Genomic DNA, 15,878 nt, shown 5'->3' with positions numbered 1-15,878 from the left:
TCTACTCTGCCTTATCGGCCGTATCGGACTTCTTGGCCTCCGGCTTGAAATCCACACCGGTTTCCTTACGCTGCGCTGCCGGAATCGGGCCCGGAGCATCCGTCAACGGATCAACACCGCCTCCGGACTTAGGGAAGGCGATGACATCACGGATGGACTCAAAGCCACCGAGCAAGGAGACGATACGGTCCCAACCGAAAGCGATACCGCCGTGCGGTGGTGCACCGAAGGAGAATGCGTCGAGCAGGAAGCCGAACTTCTCCTGTGCTTCTTCCTCGTTGATGCCCATGACATCAAACACGCGCTTCTGCACATCCTGGTTGTGGATACGGATGGAGCCGCCACCAATCTCATTGCCGTTGCAGACAATGTCGTAGGCGTAAGCAAGCGCCTCACCCGGTTCCTTGTCAAAGGTATCCAGGTACTCCGGCTTCGGGGACGTGAAAGCGTGGTGCACAGCGGTCCACTGGGAGTGGCCCAGTGCCACGTCACCAGAAGCAGTTGCCTCTGCTGCCGGCTCGAACAGCGGCGCATCGACAACCCAGGTGAATGCCCAATCGCCTTCCTTGATCAATCCAAGCTTGTTAGCAATCTCACCGCGGGCAGCGCCCAACAGTGCGCGGGATGCCTTCGTCTCACCAGCGGCGAAGAAGATACAGTCACCCGGCTTCGCGCCAACGTGTGCTGCGATGCCGGCCTTCTCCTCATCCGTGATGTTCTTAGCCACCGGGCCAGCCAGCTCGCCGTCCTCCTGCACGAGGATGTAAGCAAGACCCTTAGCACCACGCTGCTTCGCCCACTCTTGCCATGCATCCAGCTGACGGCGCGGCTGGGAGGCACCGCCTTCCATAACCACAGCACCCACGTACTCGTTTTGGAAAACGCGGAAGGTGGTGTCCTTGAAGAACTCTGTGCAATCCACCAGCTGAATATCAAAGCGCAGATCCGGCTTGTCCGAGCCGTACTTCTCCATCGCTTCCTTGTAGGTCATCCGCGGAATCGGCGTCGTGATCTCGTAACCGATGAGCCTCCAAAGCGCCACTAGGATCTCTTCTGCCAGAGCGATGATGTCATCTTGGTCCACAAAGCTGGCCTCAATATCCAACTGGGTGAACTCCGGTTGGCGGTCCGCACGGAAATCCTCATCACGGTAGCAGCGCGCAATCTGGAAATAACGCTCCATGCCAGCCACCATGAGCAGCTGCTTGAACAGCTGCGGGGACTGTGGCAGTGCGTACCAGGAACCCGGGCGCAGACGAGCCGGCACCAGGAAGTCACGTGCACCTTCCGGGGTGGAGCGCGTCAACGTCGGCGTTTCAATCTCCACAAACTCATGCTGAGCCAGAACATCACGGGCGGCCTTGTTCGCAGCAGAACGTAGACGCAATGCGTTTGCCTGGCGCTCACGACGCAGGTCGAGGTAGCGGTAACGCAGACGAGTTTCCTCACCCACCTCGTTGTTGGAGAAGTCCTCCACCTGGAACGGCAGCGGTGCGGCGGTAGAAAGAACCTCAAGTTCCGTTGCGTTGACCTCAATCTCACCGGAAGCCAGGTTCGGGTTCGCAGAGCCCTCCGGGCGCGGCTCAACAACACCTGTGACCTTTACGCAGTACTCACTGCGCAGATCATGCGCGGCTTCCGCAACGTCAGATTCACGGAAAACTACCTGGGCATAGCCAGAACGGTCACGCAGGTCGATGAAGATCACTCCGCCGTGGTCGCGGCGGCGACCCACCCATCCGGTGAGTGTGACGGTTTGACCATCCATTTCTTTGCGGAGATCCCCCGCGAGGTGAGTGCGCAGCACGGTGCAGTCCACGTCCTTCCACGTGTCGCCAATTAATATTTAACTCACGCGATTCTACCGAATGCCTATTTGAGCACCAGACCACCTCCACCTTCACAGAGCTTCCGACGGAAGCACCTGAACTTATGGCATGATTTGTCCATGACTTTTAAAAGCGGTGTGCGACCATCGGGCAAAGGCGTAAGCACGTCAGGTGGTGCGCGTGGAGGCGGTGGCAGCTTGCCCGTCATGTTGGGCGGCGGCGGTCTGGGCACATTACTTCTCGTTGGGCTGTTCCTCCTCCTCGGCGGTGATCTTGGCAGCATCGGCGGTGGTGGCATACCCCAGCAGGAGCAGAACCAGGTTGCCCCCGAAGGTTTTGATCTCACACAGTGTGCTGTTGACGGTGCTGTCAATGAGATTCCAGAATGCCGCGCGGCAGCTACAGCCGACTCCCTCAATTCCCTGTGGCCAGCGGTTTTAGCTGAGCAAGCCGGCCTGGATTACAGCATGCCGAGTCTGCAGATGTTCCAGGGAAATGTCCAAACCGGTTGTGGTTTTGCGTCCTCTGATACGGGACCGTTCTACTGCCCACGTGACCAAACGGTGTACTTGGATGTCACTTTCTACCACCAGCTGCAAAGGCTCGGCGGTAGTGACGGTTCCTTGTCGCAGATGTACGTGCTTGCTCATGAATGGGGCCACCACATTCAAAATATCGAGGGCACTCTGGGCCTGAGCGATTACAACAACCCTGGCGAAGATTCCGCAGCGGTTGCCATTGAGCTGCAGGCTGACTGCTACGCCGGCATCTGGGCATCCCGCGCCGATAAGGGTGCGGACGCGATGCTTGAGCCAATCACCGAAGACCAGGTTATGCAAGCAGTTCAGACAGCACGTGCGATTGGTGATGACCATATTCAGGAGCGTTCGGGCCGTGAGGTGAATCCGGATTCCTGGACTCATGGTTCTTCTGAACAACGTCAAAAAGCTTTCCTTGCCGGCTACTCCTCTGGTCAGATGAAGGCATGCGACACCCTTAACCGTGGCGTCTACAAATAAGCATGAGGTACGGCACCGATGACTGAGGCCTATTCCAACCGGGCAGTACCCTTCCTCGCTGCGTTCAATGACATTGAGTCTTTTCTGCGCACCGAACTAAACGCGAAGAAGTCCGATAGCTTCAACTGGATGGTGTCAAAGGCAGAGAAGAATCATGTTCTCACCCCTGCTCAGGCGAATGATCTCAAGGAATTCGCCAGCCTCCGCAATGCCATCAGCCACGGCGAGTACCAGAATTTCCGCCCGATTGCGGAGCCTTTGCAGGAAACGGTGACGGAGATCGAAAAAATCCGTGACCAGTTGCTGCACCCACCAACGGCGATGGAGGTGATTGGCCATCAGGATGTGATCACCTTTGGGCCGGAGGATGATGTGTATGAAGCTTTGAGCTCTATCCGCGATACCGGCATTTCACAATTCCCTATTTATGAGGGCAAGCAGTGCATTGGCGTGTTGACCACCAATACGATTGCACGGTGGCTGGCTAACGAGCTGGGCGACACTGACACTCTCATGCACAGGGATATCCGCCACGTGCTCACGTTCAATGAACGCAAGGACCAAGCCGTGTTTCTTCCGCACGATGCAACAGCCACAAAAGTCATCGCAACACTCACCTCCACCGCGGCACACGACACTCTTCCGCGCTTGGTCATCATCACCGAGGATGGAAACGCCAACCAGCATCCGCTGGGGGTGATCACGGCCTCGAATCTGGCCGCGCTTTTCGACGCAGCCTAGGGGCACCACTCCCCGTCTACTCTCCCAGTTCCTGTCCCAGCGGTAAGGCAAGTATCAAGCGCACGAGAAAGAGCGCTATCGCCGGGATGAGGAAGAATACCATCGGAATAGACAGCGCCACGGGGAGTTTCATAGTGATGACAGCAGCTGCCACGAGAACTGCCACGGCAGCCACTGTGTAGCCGAGATAACGGAAGGTATATTGCACTGCCGTTCCAGCAATCTGAGTCAGCGTCGCGTTGGTGTCGCTCCTCTGGAGCGACACCAACGCGAAAAACCACACGCTAATTCCAACGATAATGAAGGTTCCTGCGAGTGCTAACCCTTGGATGACAATTAGCGTGATTCCTGTCACGCCTGCTTGGAAGACTACAAACTGTTGGTACACCAGCAGAGCAATCGCGGCGAGGAGCCCCAGCCAATACACGGTGACGTTCTTCCACTCCACCGTGAGTTGACGGATAAAGGCCAACCCGTAGCGGGAGCCTATGCCTTGCACCATATCCCCGACCACCACGTTGGCAGCGCGCAGTGCCGCCCCGGCAGTGACCACGGGCAGGGATGTGACCACCAACAACATGTTCACAATGACAATGTCAGCGAACAGGTTGAAGGCGGCCATGAACTTCGAATCAGGGTGAAAGGCCTGCATTGTTAAACCGTTGGTCTAACCCTTCACAGCACCGGCAGCAACACCTTCGATGATGTGCTTCTGGGCAGCGACGTAGAAGATGATGATTGGCGTGATGGCGAGCACGAGCATAGCCATCATTGCTCCCAAATCACGGTCGCCCTGGGAACCAATGAATTGCTGGATGACAACAGGGATGGTGCGGTACGGCGTGGACAAACCAATGACCAGGTACGGCAACAGGTAGTCGTTCCAGATCCACATGGCGTTCAAGATGGCCACGGTGATCGCCGTTGGCTTCAGCATTGGCATGACCACGCGGAAGAAGGTGGCCAGGGGCGAGCAGCCGTCGATGACCGCTGCTTCCTCGATCTCCAGCGGGATAGATTTGATGAAGCCGGAGAACATGAACACCGACAAACCTGCGCCGAAGCCGAGGTACAGGACAACCATGCCTAGCGGGTTAGCCAAGCCCAGACGGTCAGCAATGACCACCGTGGGGAACATGACCATCTGGAATGGAATGACCATGGAGAACACGAAGGTGTAGTACAGCGCGCTCGTCCACCACGTCTTCACACGGGTGATGTAGTACGCGGTCATGGCGGAGAAGAACACGATGACGACAACCGAGCTAATTGTGATCACAAACGACCACACGATGGCCCAGCCGAAACCTTCGCCTTGCACACCAGTGATGTAGTTAGTCAACCCCGCCCACAGATCACCGACGGGTAGAGCAAAAGGATTCGTCGAAATGGCAAAACGATCCTTAAACGAGTTGAGCAAGATGAAGAAGATCGGGCCCAGGAACACCACGGTGAGGAAGATCAGCACCGCGTAGATTAGCCCTTTTGCACCGCTGGACACCGTCGATTCATCCGTAGCCGTTCGCTTCGTCTGGTCGGGTGCTTTCGCACTGTTGGGGGTAGAGATACTGGTTGTCATGATTTAAGCCTCCACTTCGCGGCTGCGCGTTGCGCGGAGCTGGAACATGGCGATGGCAACGACGACCACGACGAAAATGACCGCCTTGGCCTGGCCGACGCCTTCAGCGCCCACTCGGTTGAACATGGTTTTGACGATGTTGAGGGCGACCATCTCCGTCGACCCACCAGGTGCGCCATCTGTGAGCGCCAAGTTTTGGTCATAGACCTTGAACGTATTGGACAAGGTCAGGAACAGACAGATAGTGATGGACGGCATCATGAGCGGAATGGTCACGTGCCATAGCTGTTGCCACTTGGACACGCCGTCAATCTCTGCGGCCTCAATGAGCTCCGGCGGAACATTCTGCAGGCCAGCGATGTAAATGATCATCATGTAACCAATGAGCTGCCAGTTCATCAGAATGATCAGGCCGGCGTAGCCGAAACGCCAATCCGCAGAAATCGTTGTCTCATAGTTTGCCAAGACCGCGTTGATCATGGACTGCCAGGTGTAGCCCAGCACGATGCCACCGATCAGGTTGGGCATGAAGAACACGGTGCGGAAGAAGTTAGTGCCGCGCAGCTTCCGGGTCAACGTCCACGCCACAGCAAAAGCAATGACGTTGACGCTGATAATGGATACCACTGCCACGGCAAACGTGAACAGCAACGCGGAGCCGAATCCTTCGCGCTCGCTGAATACCTGTGCGTAATTGTCTAGGCCAACCCAAGTTGCATCCGTAATCGTGGTGAAGCTCGTGAATGAAAGAGCTGTACCCACGAGAAACGGAACAAAGAACGCGATAGCAAACGCGATCAGAGTTGGCAGCACAAATATGGGAAAGAATTTTTTCAATGTGTCTTGCATGATGTGACCTCTCGCTTAGTCCCGTCGTGCCTAATCCAGTAATGCAATCTGGTTAGCCATCTCATACTTCCAATCCGCTTGAAGCCTGCTCACCACTTCTTCCCACGGCATTCTGCCGTTGGCGTACTGGGCAAGATTCTGGCCATACAGGTCACGGAACTGCTGGTTTGGGGAGAACTGGAAATCCCACGGCAGTGCCTCCACCGTCTCATCGTTCAGCGCTTCCTGAACTTGACGCGCCAGCGGATCATCGGGCACATCCTCCGCGTCATAGTTCTTGAACGGAGCAATGAAACCCAGGTCGTTGACCACGATCTCCTTGCCGCGATCAGACAGGAAGAGCCACTTGAGGAAGTCGCGGGTGGCCTGCTGATCTTCTTCGCTGGCCTTGGTATTTACACAAATGAAGTTCTCTGTGCCCACGTTGATGCCCACATTTTCTTCATTGGGCAACCCCATGTACATGGGCATGAACTTGATCTTGTCTTCCTTGACCACGTTTCCGCCCTCGCTGGAAATCTGGCTCCATGCCCAGTTACCGTTCTGCACCATCGCGGCCTTGCCGGTAGCAAATTCCGCCATCGAGTCAGACACGGCACGCGCCGATGCAAGACTCGGCTTCACCGTGGAATTTTGCAGGTAAAGATCAAACAGATTGCGGTAGTTGTCGCCGTAGAGGAACTTCATCTCCTCCATGTCGGCGAATTCATGGATGTTGCGGTCTACGATTTCGTAGTGAATCGGGCCATTCATCAAGTGATTCGTCCACCGCCACTCCTCGCCTGCACCGAGTGAGGTGGCAGCAAAGGCACCGTTGATACCCAACTCGTCCTTGTGCGCCTGCATGTCTTCCGCGAGAACCTTCAGATCTGCAAAGGACTTCACTCCGTCCATGGAGGTAATTTTTGCCCCTGGGAGAGCAAAGTAGGCATCCAGGATTTCCTCGTTGTAGAGGATGCCAAAGCCCTCCATAGCAAAGGGCACGCCCACAACGTTGCCTTGCGTATCCTTGATCGGCTGTGCATCATCCTGCAAAGCCTCAGTGATCTCATAGTCAGACATATCGGCGAGGTAGTTCTTCCATACGCCGTAGCCTTCCTGCCCGTTGATTTGGAACAGAGTCGGCGCATTGGACTTTGCCATCTCCGCCTTGAGTGTCTGCATGTAGGAGCCAGATGCCGCGGTGACTACCTTCACCGGGATACCCGTTTCTGCGGTGTACTCTTCAGCAATAAGCTCAAACGTCTTCGCCTGCTCAGGCTTGAAATTCAAGTAGTACACACTGGGGCCATTGTTCTGACCACATGCGGAAAGACATAACGTACTCAACCCGATCGTGGCTAGGACAGCCAACGTGCGTGTGGAGTGTTTCATCGCATGAACCTCGCTCTTCATTGGAATTCTTGTCATTTTCTGTTTTTCATTTTTAAGAACTATCGGGCGCCAGCCCGTCCGGGTCGTCTGGATGATCCGGACCATCCGGATCATCTGGCCCCAACGCGCTGTAAATCCGCGCCTCATCTGGGCGTTCCGGCAAGATGGTGTGGAAATAGGACTTGGCGGCTTCCTCCAAGGGGACGTAGCGCTTCTCGTTCTCGGAGATGAACCAGCGGTGATCCAATATTTCGTGGAAGACCTGCGCCGGTTCCAGCTTTGTGCGCAATGCAGCGGGGGTGAGTGCCACTACGGGCTCATACCTATTCACCAGCCAATCAAGTGCCACATCTTCCAGGGAAAGGGTGTCGCCGTGGTGCAACGCACGGTAGACCTCCATCTCACTGAGCAGGCGCTGTGCTTGACGGTCCTGCACATCCAGGCCAGTGAGTTTTTTCAGCTTGCGGCTGTGGAATCCCGTGGAAAACACCGATGGCTCAATACTCACGCGGTACACATCAACGGTTTTCCCGTCAGAGTCCCGCCGAGTCTTCTCGTGGGTGATCTCCGTTTCCCCGATGTCAAAGCCAAGGGAGTTGATCTTTTCAATGTGCGCTGCGATCTGACTGAACGCATCGCCCTCCACCACGAGCTCTTCCGTCATCAGCTCCCACAATTCGTGGTAAATCGCATCAACAGCATTGCCCAGGGCAATCACATCAACGGTGTCGGCGATGAACCCACCGGCCTGAAGGTCCATGAGTTCGCCGATGATGTTGACGCGAGCCACCTCGACGTCGTAAAGCCTGCGGCCCTCAGACAGCGGGGAATGGAACTCCCCTGTCTCCGCATCCACAAGGTACGCCGAAAATTCGTCCGCATCACGCCGGAAAAGCGTGTTGGACAAAGACACATCGCCCCAATAGAAATTGAGCAAATGCAGCCGCACCAACAACACGGCCAGTGCGCGAATCAGTTTGTTCACCGTCCCCGGCGCGAGCGAGCGACTGAACACATCGCGGTATGGCAAGGAGAACTCAAGGTGTTCTGTGACAAGGCACGGCGTGAGCTCCTCAGCGCGGGCATCATTCGTGCGCTGCGCGATTACAGCAACCGGCTTCACGCAGGGAATGTCCAAGTCCCGCAGCTTCTTCAACGTGCGGTACTCGTGATACGCCACAGACTCACCGATCTCCTTGATAGCCAAGGCCATGCCATCAACAGAGACCAAACGGACGGTGTGCCGTGAAATGCCACGCGGGTACGCGGCCAGGAGATCAGCAGGCCACTCCGCGAGTGGGATCGCCCAGGGCAGGCCTAACAGCGCTTTGGCGTAGGCCGGCGACTGGACGCTCATTCTCTCGGACATGGCAGTACTTTCGTGGCGGTCGGCTCCGGCTACTAAATGCGTTTGCCGGTCGACTTGGAAAAGACGTGCAGGCCACCTTCATTGATGGTCACGTGGATGACGTCACCCTTGCTGTAACCAGACATCGGCGCAACGCGCACCACAATCTGGCCGGCTGCTGCATCATCAGTGCCTTCCTCACGCCACTCGCCGCCAACCAGGCTGCCGTAGACATAAGAGTCAGAACCAAGCTCTTCGGTGAAGTCCACCTGCACTGGCACCGTGTGCTGCGTGCTGGAGTTCACAACAGTGAGTGCCTCAGGGCGGAAGCCCAGGATGATCTGGTTGTTGTCCTCCGCGGTCATCGCTGCAAGGTGTTCATCCGCGAGCGGGATCGAGGCCTCACCCAAGGTGGCCACGTTGCCTTCAACGTTGAAGGTGGACAGGTTCATCGCCGGGGAGCCGATGAAGCCTGCTACGAACACATTCTCCGGTTCTTCATACAGTTCACGTGGGGTTCCCACCTGCTGCAGAACACCAAAATTCAGCACTGCAATGCGGTCACCCATTGTCAGAGCCTCAGTCTGATCGTGCGTGACGTAGATGGTGGTCACACCCATGCGGCGCTGGAGGCTGGCAATTTGCGTACGTGTTTGCACACGTAGTTTCGCATCCAAGTTGGACAGGGGCTCATCCATGAGGAAGACCTGCGGTTCACGCACGATCGCACGGCCCATGGCTACGCGCTGACGCTGACCACCTGAGAGAGCCTTCGGTTTACGGTCTAGGTACTGCGTGAGATCCAGGGTCTTCGCCGCATCCTCAACGCGACGATTGATCTCGTCTTTGTCCATCCCGGCGATCTTCAGAGCAAAGCCCATATTTTCACGCACGGTCATGTGCGGGTAGAGCGCGTAGTTCTGGAAGACCATCGCGATGTCACGGTCCTTGGGGGAAACATCGGTGACATCACGGTCCCCGATGAGAATTCGGCCCTCGTTTGTCTCCTCCAAGCCTGCGAGCATGCGCAGTGCGGTGGATTTGCCGGAGCCAGACGGTCCGACGAGCACAAGGAACTCACCGTCAGCGATTTCAAGATCAAGCTTATCGACGCTCGGTGTCGTCGCCTTCGGATAAATCCGCGTCGCCTTGTTGTAGGTCACTGTTGCCATGTGTATCTCCTCTAGTGGGTGGCACGAACCTGCCTGTAGTTTGTGGTTCTAACCTATGTTTCAGACTAACACCCTTAGGCTTCGCTCGGAGTGCCCCGGTGAGCTAATTGTTGTGTCCCCGATACGCGCTACCCTCGTTGTCATGTCATCACATCGCGTGAGCGTCATTGACCTCTTCAGCATCGGCATCGGCCCGTCCTCTTCCCACACGGTGGGCCCGATGCGCGCTAGCGCTGCTTTTGTGGAAAAGCTTGGTCAGCTTCCCGCAGAAGTCCATGTGGAACTGCGTGGTTCCTTGGCGGCCACCGGTGTGGGGCACGGCACCGACCGCGCCGTACTTCTGGGCCTGGTCGGCTACACGCCGCTAACCACTGACCAGTCCGTAGAACCCGTGCCCGGCGACCCCATCCCAGCCAAAGGCACTATCAGTGGACCAGACGGCACCGTCGACTACGAGCTCGCCTTCAACCCCAAGCCTGTTGCAGAGCACCCCAACTGCCTTATCTTCGATGCCTGGGATGCTCGCGGCACCCGCCTGGCCAGCCGCACCGAGTACTACTCCGTCGGCGGTGGCTTCATCATGGACCGCGCCGCCATGCAGGAAGCAGCTGGTGAAGGCGCCAGCTCCGGCATCGCCGCTGCCACCGCTCTTGCGGAAGCGGAGGAAAAACACACCGATTCACAACCCGATGGACTCCATTCCTTCAACTCTTCCGCGGATCTCCTTGCAGTGTGCGACCGCACTGGTCTGACTATCGCCGAGGTTATCGCGCACAATGAGAACATCACCCACGGGGCAACCGTCTACACCGCTCATCTGGACAGCGTCTGGTCTGCCATGCAGGAATGCGTGAAAAACGGCATTTCCACCGAGGGCACCCTTCCCGGAGGATTGAATGTCCGCCGCCGCGCCCCACGCATGTACGCACTCCTGACCAGTGAGCAAAAACGCCACAACTCCGAAGGCTTAGATGCTATGGAGTGGGTCAACCTCTACGCCCTCGCCGTGAATGAGGAAAACGCTGCTCACGGCCGTGTTGTCACTGCCCCCACCAACGGCGCCGCCGGCATCATCCCTGCTGTCATGCACTATTGCCGAGATTTCACTACAGACTTCTCCCCCGAACGCGCGCGCGAGTTCCTCCTCACCGCTGGCGCTATTGGCGCCATCATCAAAACCAACGCATCCATCTCTGGCGCGGAAGTCGGCTGCCAAGGCGAAGTTGGCTCCGCCTCAGCCATGGCTGCAGCCGGCATGTGCGCCATACTCGGCGGCACCCCAGAACAAGTAGAAAACGCCGCCGAAATCGCCCTTGAGCACAACCTTGGGCTCACCTGCGACCCCGTCGGCGGCCTTGTCCAAGTCCCCTGCATCGAACGCAACGCTATCGGCGCTGTCAAAGCCATCAACGCCGCACGCCTAGCAAAATGGGGCGACGGCACCAACATTGTCACGCTCGACGATGCCATCGAAACCATGGCTGCCACCGGCCTCGACATGATGACCAAATACAAGGAAACATCCGTCGGTGGCCTCGCGGTTCAGCTGGGCTTCCCGGTGAGCATCACCGAGTGCTAGAGCAGCCTAATCCTCAAGCTTTGCCAAGCTCACACGGACTAAAACGATAGTTTTCTAACGGTCGAAGACTTTAACCCCTAGCTTTCTAGGGGTTAGTCCCATTTCCCTCTCTTCTTCCCTTAAGGACCCCTTCTCCCTTCCCTTTCTTTAAGGGGCAATGCCCCTTAAAGAAAGATCGCGTCGATGATCGCCCCGGCGTCAAGCGCAACAGTCTTCTGGGAGTGGTCTTCGAGGTTCTTCACGGTGACTTCACCGGCTTCGATCTCGCGGTCGCCGAGGACGAGTGCGGTGTGTGCACCGGAGCGGTCCGCGCTCTTCATCGCACCCTTGAGGCCACGGCCCCCGTAGGTCATGTCGGCGGAGATGCCGTTGGCCCGGAGCTCGTCGATAAGCGAGGCCATCTTCTTCGTAGCCTCAGAACCAATGGCGACACCGTACACCTGCACGCGCTGGTCAACGCCGTCAATGGTGACGCCTTCAGCTTCGAGTGCAAGGATCGAACGGTCGACGCCGAAACCGAAACCAATGCCGGAGAGATCCTGGCCACCGATCTGGGCCATGAGACCGTCGTAGCGGCCACCGCCGCCGATACCGGACTGGGCACCAAGTCCGTCGTGGACGAATTCAAAGCAGGTCTTGGTGTAGTAGTCCAGGCCACGGACCATGCGCGGGTTGATCACGTACTTAATGCCCAGGTCATCGAGGGAACCCGTGACTGTTTCAAAATGCTCGCGGCAGGCCGCATCCAAGTGGTCGAGCATGAGCGGCGCATCGGCGGTCATCTCTTGGACTTCCGGGCGCTTGTCATCCAGCACGCGGAGCGGGTTGATCTGTGCGCGGTGACGGGTCTCCTCATCCAACGGAAGATCAAGCAGGAAATCCTGCAATTTCTGGCGGTACTCTGGGCGGCAATTACGGTCACCCAGGCTGGTCAGCTCAAGACGGAAACCGGTCAAGCCGATGGACCGGTAGCAGCGGTCAGCCAGCGCAATGACCTCAACATCAAGAAGCGGATCATCTACGCCGATTGCTTCGACGCCGACCTGCTGGAGCTGGCGGTAACGGCCGGCCTGCGGGCGCTCATAGCGGAAGAACGGGCCGTAGTAGTTGAGCTTCACCGGCAGTTGACCGCGGTCCAAGTTGTGCTCAATGACGGCACGCATAACACCGGCGGTGCCCTCCGGGCGTAGGGTCACCGAGCGGTCACCACGGTCGGCGAAGGTGTACATCTCCTTGGACACCACATCGGTGGATTCGCCCACACCGCGCGCGAAGAGCGTTGTATCCTCAAAAACCGGCAGCTCAATGTGCTGGTATCCGGCAAGATGAGCCTGCTTCACAAACTCCGAACGCACCGCGTGGAACGTTGCGGATGCTGGGGGCACATAATCCGGTACACCTTTCGGCGCGGAGAGGGGCTGAAACTTTTCGCTCTTTTCGGTGGTCACCTTGGCGATCTTAGCGCCCCTGCCCCGCTGCTTTGAGATACGGGTTAGTCGCGCGCTCCCGCTCAACCGTGGTCATGGGGCCATGGCCCGGCAAGACGGTCAGTTTGTCATCCAAGTCCCACACTGGCCCGGCCAGTGTGCGGTCCATGGCTGCGGGATCCGACAAAGGCAGATCGGTGCGTCCGATGGAGCCGGCAAACAGCACGTCACCAGCAAACACCACGTCCTCATCCTCTGAGATGAACAGCACACAGCCCGGCGAGTGGCCCGGCGCATGTACGGTGCGGAACCCAAGGCCCGCAAATTCCATCCGGCCGATCTCAACGTGGCGCAGATCCTTAGGTTGCTTCATCGAATCAACGGCGAAAATCTGCCCAAAGTTGCCCGGTGCGCCCCACTTGGGTTCCAGCATCACTTCATCCTCCGGGTGGATGTACACCGGTACATCGAACTCCGCGCAATCTCGCGTGTGGTCGATGTGTCCATGCGTGAGCACCACGGCCACGAGGTCGGCGCCCGCCTTATCGACGACCTCCCTCACCAGCCCCGCCATATCCTTACCCGGATCAATGACGAAGGCTTCCGGACGGCCATTGGCACCAGGCTTACCTACGACGACGTAGGTGTTGGTTTGGAATGGCCCACCGGCGAGTCCCTGGATCTGCATTTAGCTCTCCAGGGCGTTCTTTGCCGCCTCGTAGTCCGGCTCATTGGCAATCTCAGGAACGAGCTCAGTGTGGACAATCTTGTGGTCTGCATCAGTCACAACAACAGAACGAGCCAGCAGGCCCTTAATCGGGGAACCCTGCAAGATCACGCCGTAATCCTCACCAAAGGTGGAACGGAAAGCAGATGCACTGACAACGTTCTCAATGCCCTCGGCTGCACAAAAACGCTGCTGTGCGAACGGCAAATCCTTGGATACACACAGCACAACGGTGTCCTCGAAGTTAGCTGCGAGCTCGTTGAACGCGCGGACAGACTGGGCACACACACCGGTATCCAACGACGGGAAGATGTTGAGCACGATCTTCTTGCCCGCGAAATCCTTGTCGGTCACCGGCGCCATGTCGCCATCAACAAGCTCAAAAGCTGGCAAAGCCTCCCCTACTGCGGGCAGCTCACCAGAGGTTGTAGTCGGTTCATTTCTAAAAGTTACGGTAGCCATGCTTCCCTAGCGTAGAGATTCCGCGCCACGTGCGCAGGCACCTACAGAAAACCAGCGCCTTTATGCTGATACTGTTTATCTGCATCCGGCCCGGCTAACTCAACCGTGGCCGCACATGAATCGATCAATCCACAAGTGGAGGTCCGCCAACGTGACGAACAACGCCCAGCGCGGCAAAGACGCACTGAAAGAACTCGACCGCGAGCTGAAAGCCCGCGACCGCAAGGAAAAGAGCAAGCCGTGGTCTGTCGCCGCACTTGCCGTCCTGGTGCTGGCACTTGTCGGCAGTGGCATCTACTTCGCCGCAACGTGGGATTCGGATGAGGATATCGCTGCTGAGGAATCCAGCGAGCAGTCCACCGACCCGTCTGAAGATATGAAACCGGCAGCATTGGCCAAGAAGCGCTCCACCCCACTGCCGGAGACCGTCAGCTGTACCTACACCAAGGACGAGCGCGACGAGTTTTTCAAGGGTTTGCCCCCGCAGGAAAACATCTCCACCACCGGCACCGTCGACGTTGAGTTTGATACCTCCGCCGGCCCGATTGGCCTCACTCTCGACCGCTCTGTCTCCCCGTGCACGGTCAACGCCATCGAGTACTTGGTGAAGGAGAATTACTACGATGACACCGTCTGCCACCGTCTGACCTCCGGTGGTATCAACGTCCTGCAATGTGGTGATCCGTCCGGCACCGGCGCCGGTGGCCCTGGCTTCCAGTTCGCCGATGAGTACCCGGTAGACGATGATGCGGAGAACACCAACATGTCCGTCCTCTACGAGCGCGGCACCGTGGCTATGGCCAACTCCGGCCCCAACACCAACGGCTCCCAGTTCTTCCTCAACTACGGCGAGTCCCCGCTGGCACCTTCCTACACCTACTTTGGAACCATCAATGAGGAAGGCCTGGCCACCTTGGACAAGATCGCTGAGGCTGGCATCGCTGAGGACGGACAGTCCTCAATGGGCAGTGGCGATGGCGCACCAAAGGAAGAAGTAAAGATCAAGAAGGCCACAATCTCCTAGTGTCCCTACCCCCGCACCACCAACACCGCCATGTGAGTTTCATCACACATGGCGGTGTAATTTGTGTGAGATGTTACGCATTTAGTCCAAAAACCCACTAATAACGCCAAATAAATAGCCTGACTTTAAAAATCCTGTGAAATCACTGCCACACGGCCACTTTTATCTCTTGCAACACCTTCGTAGCAGTTGTAAAGTGTCCAACGTCATCAATGAATTGCAGTCACTGAAAGGGCTACGTATGAAGATCCGTAAGAGCCTCCTCGCCGCAGCAACCGCTGCCGTCGTTTCCGTTTCCGGCGTTGTCGCCGCTCCAGCATTCGCTGAAGAGACCACTACCACCACCACTCCTGCCCCGGAGGCACCTGGCAAGGACAACAAGGGCAGCGACAATGGTAGCAGCACCAACAACGGTGGCGAGACCGACAAGGACCAGGACAAGGACAAGAAGTCCTTCCTCGAGTCTTTCAAGGAGCTCTCCTCCGACAAGGCTGGCAACTGGGACCCTAAGGCTATCACTGCTTGGATCGCCGTTTTCACCGCTGTCCTTGGCCTGCTCGCTAACGTCATCACCTTCGTTCAGAAGAACTTCACCCAGAAGTAAGACTGACGTTGAGCTTCTAACTCCCTAGAGACTCAACAAATCCGTCTCGGCTAAACGCCGGGGCGGATTTTTTGATGCCTACCTTCGGGTGCTGTTTGCACCTTAAACCACGAACGCGAATACGGACGAGTCGTGGTCGGATTT

General features: G+C 57.3%; 15 protein-coding genes. 5 read left to right on the top strand and 10 right to left on the bottom strand.

What is annotated here, in order from left to right:
• Window position 1: 1 nt before the first annotated feature.
• Window positions 2–1,807, bottom strand: a complete 1,806-nt coding sequence (aspS, locus tag HMPREF2129_RS04000; protein WP_034663605.1) for an aspartate--tRNA ligase — start codon at window positions 1,805–1,807, stop codon at window positions 2–4.
• Window positions 1,808–1,948: 141 nt separating this feature from the next.
• Between aspS and ypfJ the strand changes: the two genes are divergently transcribed.
• A complete protein-coding gene (ypfJ, locus tag HMPREF2129_RS03995) occupies window positions 1,949–2,848 on the top strand; it encodes a KPN_02809 family neutral zinc metallopeptidase (protein WP_084576525.1) in 900 nt (299 codons plus the stop codon).
• 18 nt (window positions 2,849–2,866) lie between these two features.
• Window positions 2,867–3,589, top strand: coding sequence for a CBS domain-containing protein (locus HMPREF2129_RS03990; RefSeq protein ID WP_034663491.1), 723 nt, complete (start codon window positions 2,867–2,869; stop codon window positions 3,587–3,589).
• A 16-nt stretch (window positions 3,590–3,605) separates the two neighbouring features.
• Here HMPREF2129_RS03990 and HMPREF2129_RS10580 read toward each other — a convergent pair whose 3' ends face one another.
• From HMPREF2129_RS10580 to HMPREF2129_RS03960, 6 genes are read right to left on the bottom strand one after another with little or no spacing between them, the layout of a single operon-like run.
• A complete protein-coding gene (locus tag HMPREF2129_RS10580; protein WP_052092710.1) occupies window positions 3,606–4,241 on the bottom strand; it encodes a MusI family membrane protein in 636 nt (211 codons plus the stop codon).
• A 15-nt stretch (window positions 4,242–4,256) separates the two neighbouring features.
• The gene (locus HMPREF2129_RS03980; protein WP_034663489.1) at window positions 4,257–5,168 is read right to left on the bottom strand and encodes a carbohydrate ABC transporter permease; all 912 of its coding nucleotides are present in this window, start codon (window positions 5,166–5,168) and stop codon (window positions 4,257–4,259) included.
• A gap of 3 nt (window positions 5,169–5,171) precedes the next feature.
• Window positions 5,172–6,017, bottom strand: a complete 846-nt coding sequence (locus HMPREF2129_RS03975; RefSeq protein ID WP_034663487.1) for a carbohydrate ABC transporter permease — start codon at window positions 6,015–6,017, stop codon at window positions 5,172–5,174.
• Window positions 6,018–6,047: 30 nt separating this feature from the next.
• Window positions 6,048–7,391, bottom strand: coding sequence for an ABC transporter substrate-binding protein (locus tag HMPREF2129_RS03970; protein ID WP_034663486.1), 1,344 nt, complete (start codon window positions 7,389–7,391; stop codon window positions 6,048–6,050).
• A gap of 52 nt (window positions 7,392–7,443) precedes the next feature.
• Window positions 7,444–8,760 carry a DUF4032 domain-containing protein gene (locus tag HMPREF2129_RS03965; protein WP_052092708.1) on the bottom strand — a complete coding sequence of 439 codons (1,317 nt, stop codon included), beginning with the start codon at window positions 8,758–8,760 and terminating at the stop codon, window positions 7,444–7,446.
• Between the two features lie 32 nt (window positions 8,761–8,792).
• The gene (locus HMPREF2129_RS03960; RefSeq protein WP_034663482.1) at window positions 8,793–9,911 is read right to left on the bottom strand and encodes an ABC transporter ATP-binding protein; all 1,119 of its coding nucleotides are present in this window, start codon (window positions 9,909–9,911) and stop codon (window positions 8,793–8,795) included.
• A gap of 142 nt (window positions 9,912–10,053) precedes the next feature.
• Here HMPREF2129_RS03960 and HMPREF2129_RS03955 point away from each other — a divergent pair, with 142 nt between their 5' ends.
• Window positions 10,054–11,490, top strand: a complete 1,437-nt coding sequence (locus HMPREF2129_RS03955; RefSeq protein WP_034663479.1) for an L-serine ammonia-lyase — start codon at window positions 10,054–10,056, stop codon at window positions 11,488–11,490.
• Window positions 11,491–11,654: 164 nt separating this feature from the next.
• On the opposite strand, the gene hisS is transcribed toward HMPREF2129_RS03955, so the two are convergent.
• Genes hisS through tpx form a run of 3 tightly spaced genes read right to left on the bottom strand, consistent with a single transcriptional unit; the run spans window position 11,655 to window position 14,106 of the window.
• The gene (gene hisS / locus HMPREF2129_RS03950) at window positions 11,655–12,938 is read right to left on the bottom strand and encodes a histidine--tRNA ligase (protein WP_034663478.1); all 1,284 of its coding nucleotides are present in this window, start codon (window positions 12,936–12,938) and stop codon (window positions 11,655–11,657) included.
• 10 nt (window positions 12,939–12,948) lie between these two features.
• The gene (locus tag HMPREF2129_RS03945; protein WP_034663475.1) at window positions 12,949–13,605 is read right to left on the bottom strand and encodes an MBL fold metallo-hydrolase; all 657 of its coding nucleotides are present in this window, start codon (window positions 13,603–13,605) and stop codon (window positions 12,949–12,951) included.
• Window positions 13,606–14,106 (bottom strand): thiol peroxidase, encoded by a 501-nt coding sequence (gene tpx / locus HMPREF2129_RS03940; protein ID WP_034663472.1) that lies wholly within the window; start codon window positions 14,104–14,106, stop codon window positions 13,606–13,608.
• A gap of 151 nt (window positions 14,107–14,257) precedes the next feature.
• Here tpx and HMPREF2129_RS03935 point away from each other — a divergent pair, with 151 nt between their 5' ends.
• Window positions 14,258–15,130, top strand: a complete 873-nt coding sequence (locus tag HMPREF2129_RS03935) for a peptidylprolyl isomerase (protein WP_034663468.1) — start codon at window positions 14,258–14,260, stop codon at window positions 15,128–15,130.
• Between the two features lie 196 nt (window positions 15,131–15,326).
• The gene (locus HMPREF2129_RS03930) at window positions 15,327–15,734 is read left to right on the top strand and encodes a hypothetical protein (protein WP_156959235.1); all 408 of its coding nucleotides are present in this window, start codon (window positions 15,327–15,329) and stop codon (window positions 15,732–15,734) included.
• Window positions 15,735–15,878 lie beyond the last annotated feature (144 nt).

Source organism: Corynebacterium tuscaniense DNF00037 (genome assembly GCF_000759055.1).
Lineage (GTDB): Bacteria > Actinomycetota > Actinomycetes > Mycobacteriales > Mycobacteriaceae > Corynebacterium > Corynebacterium tuscaniense.
This window is presented reverse-complemented; position numbering and strand designations above follow the sequence as displayed.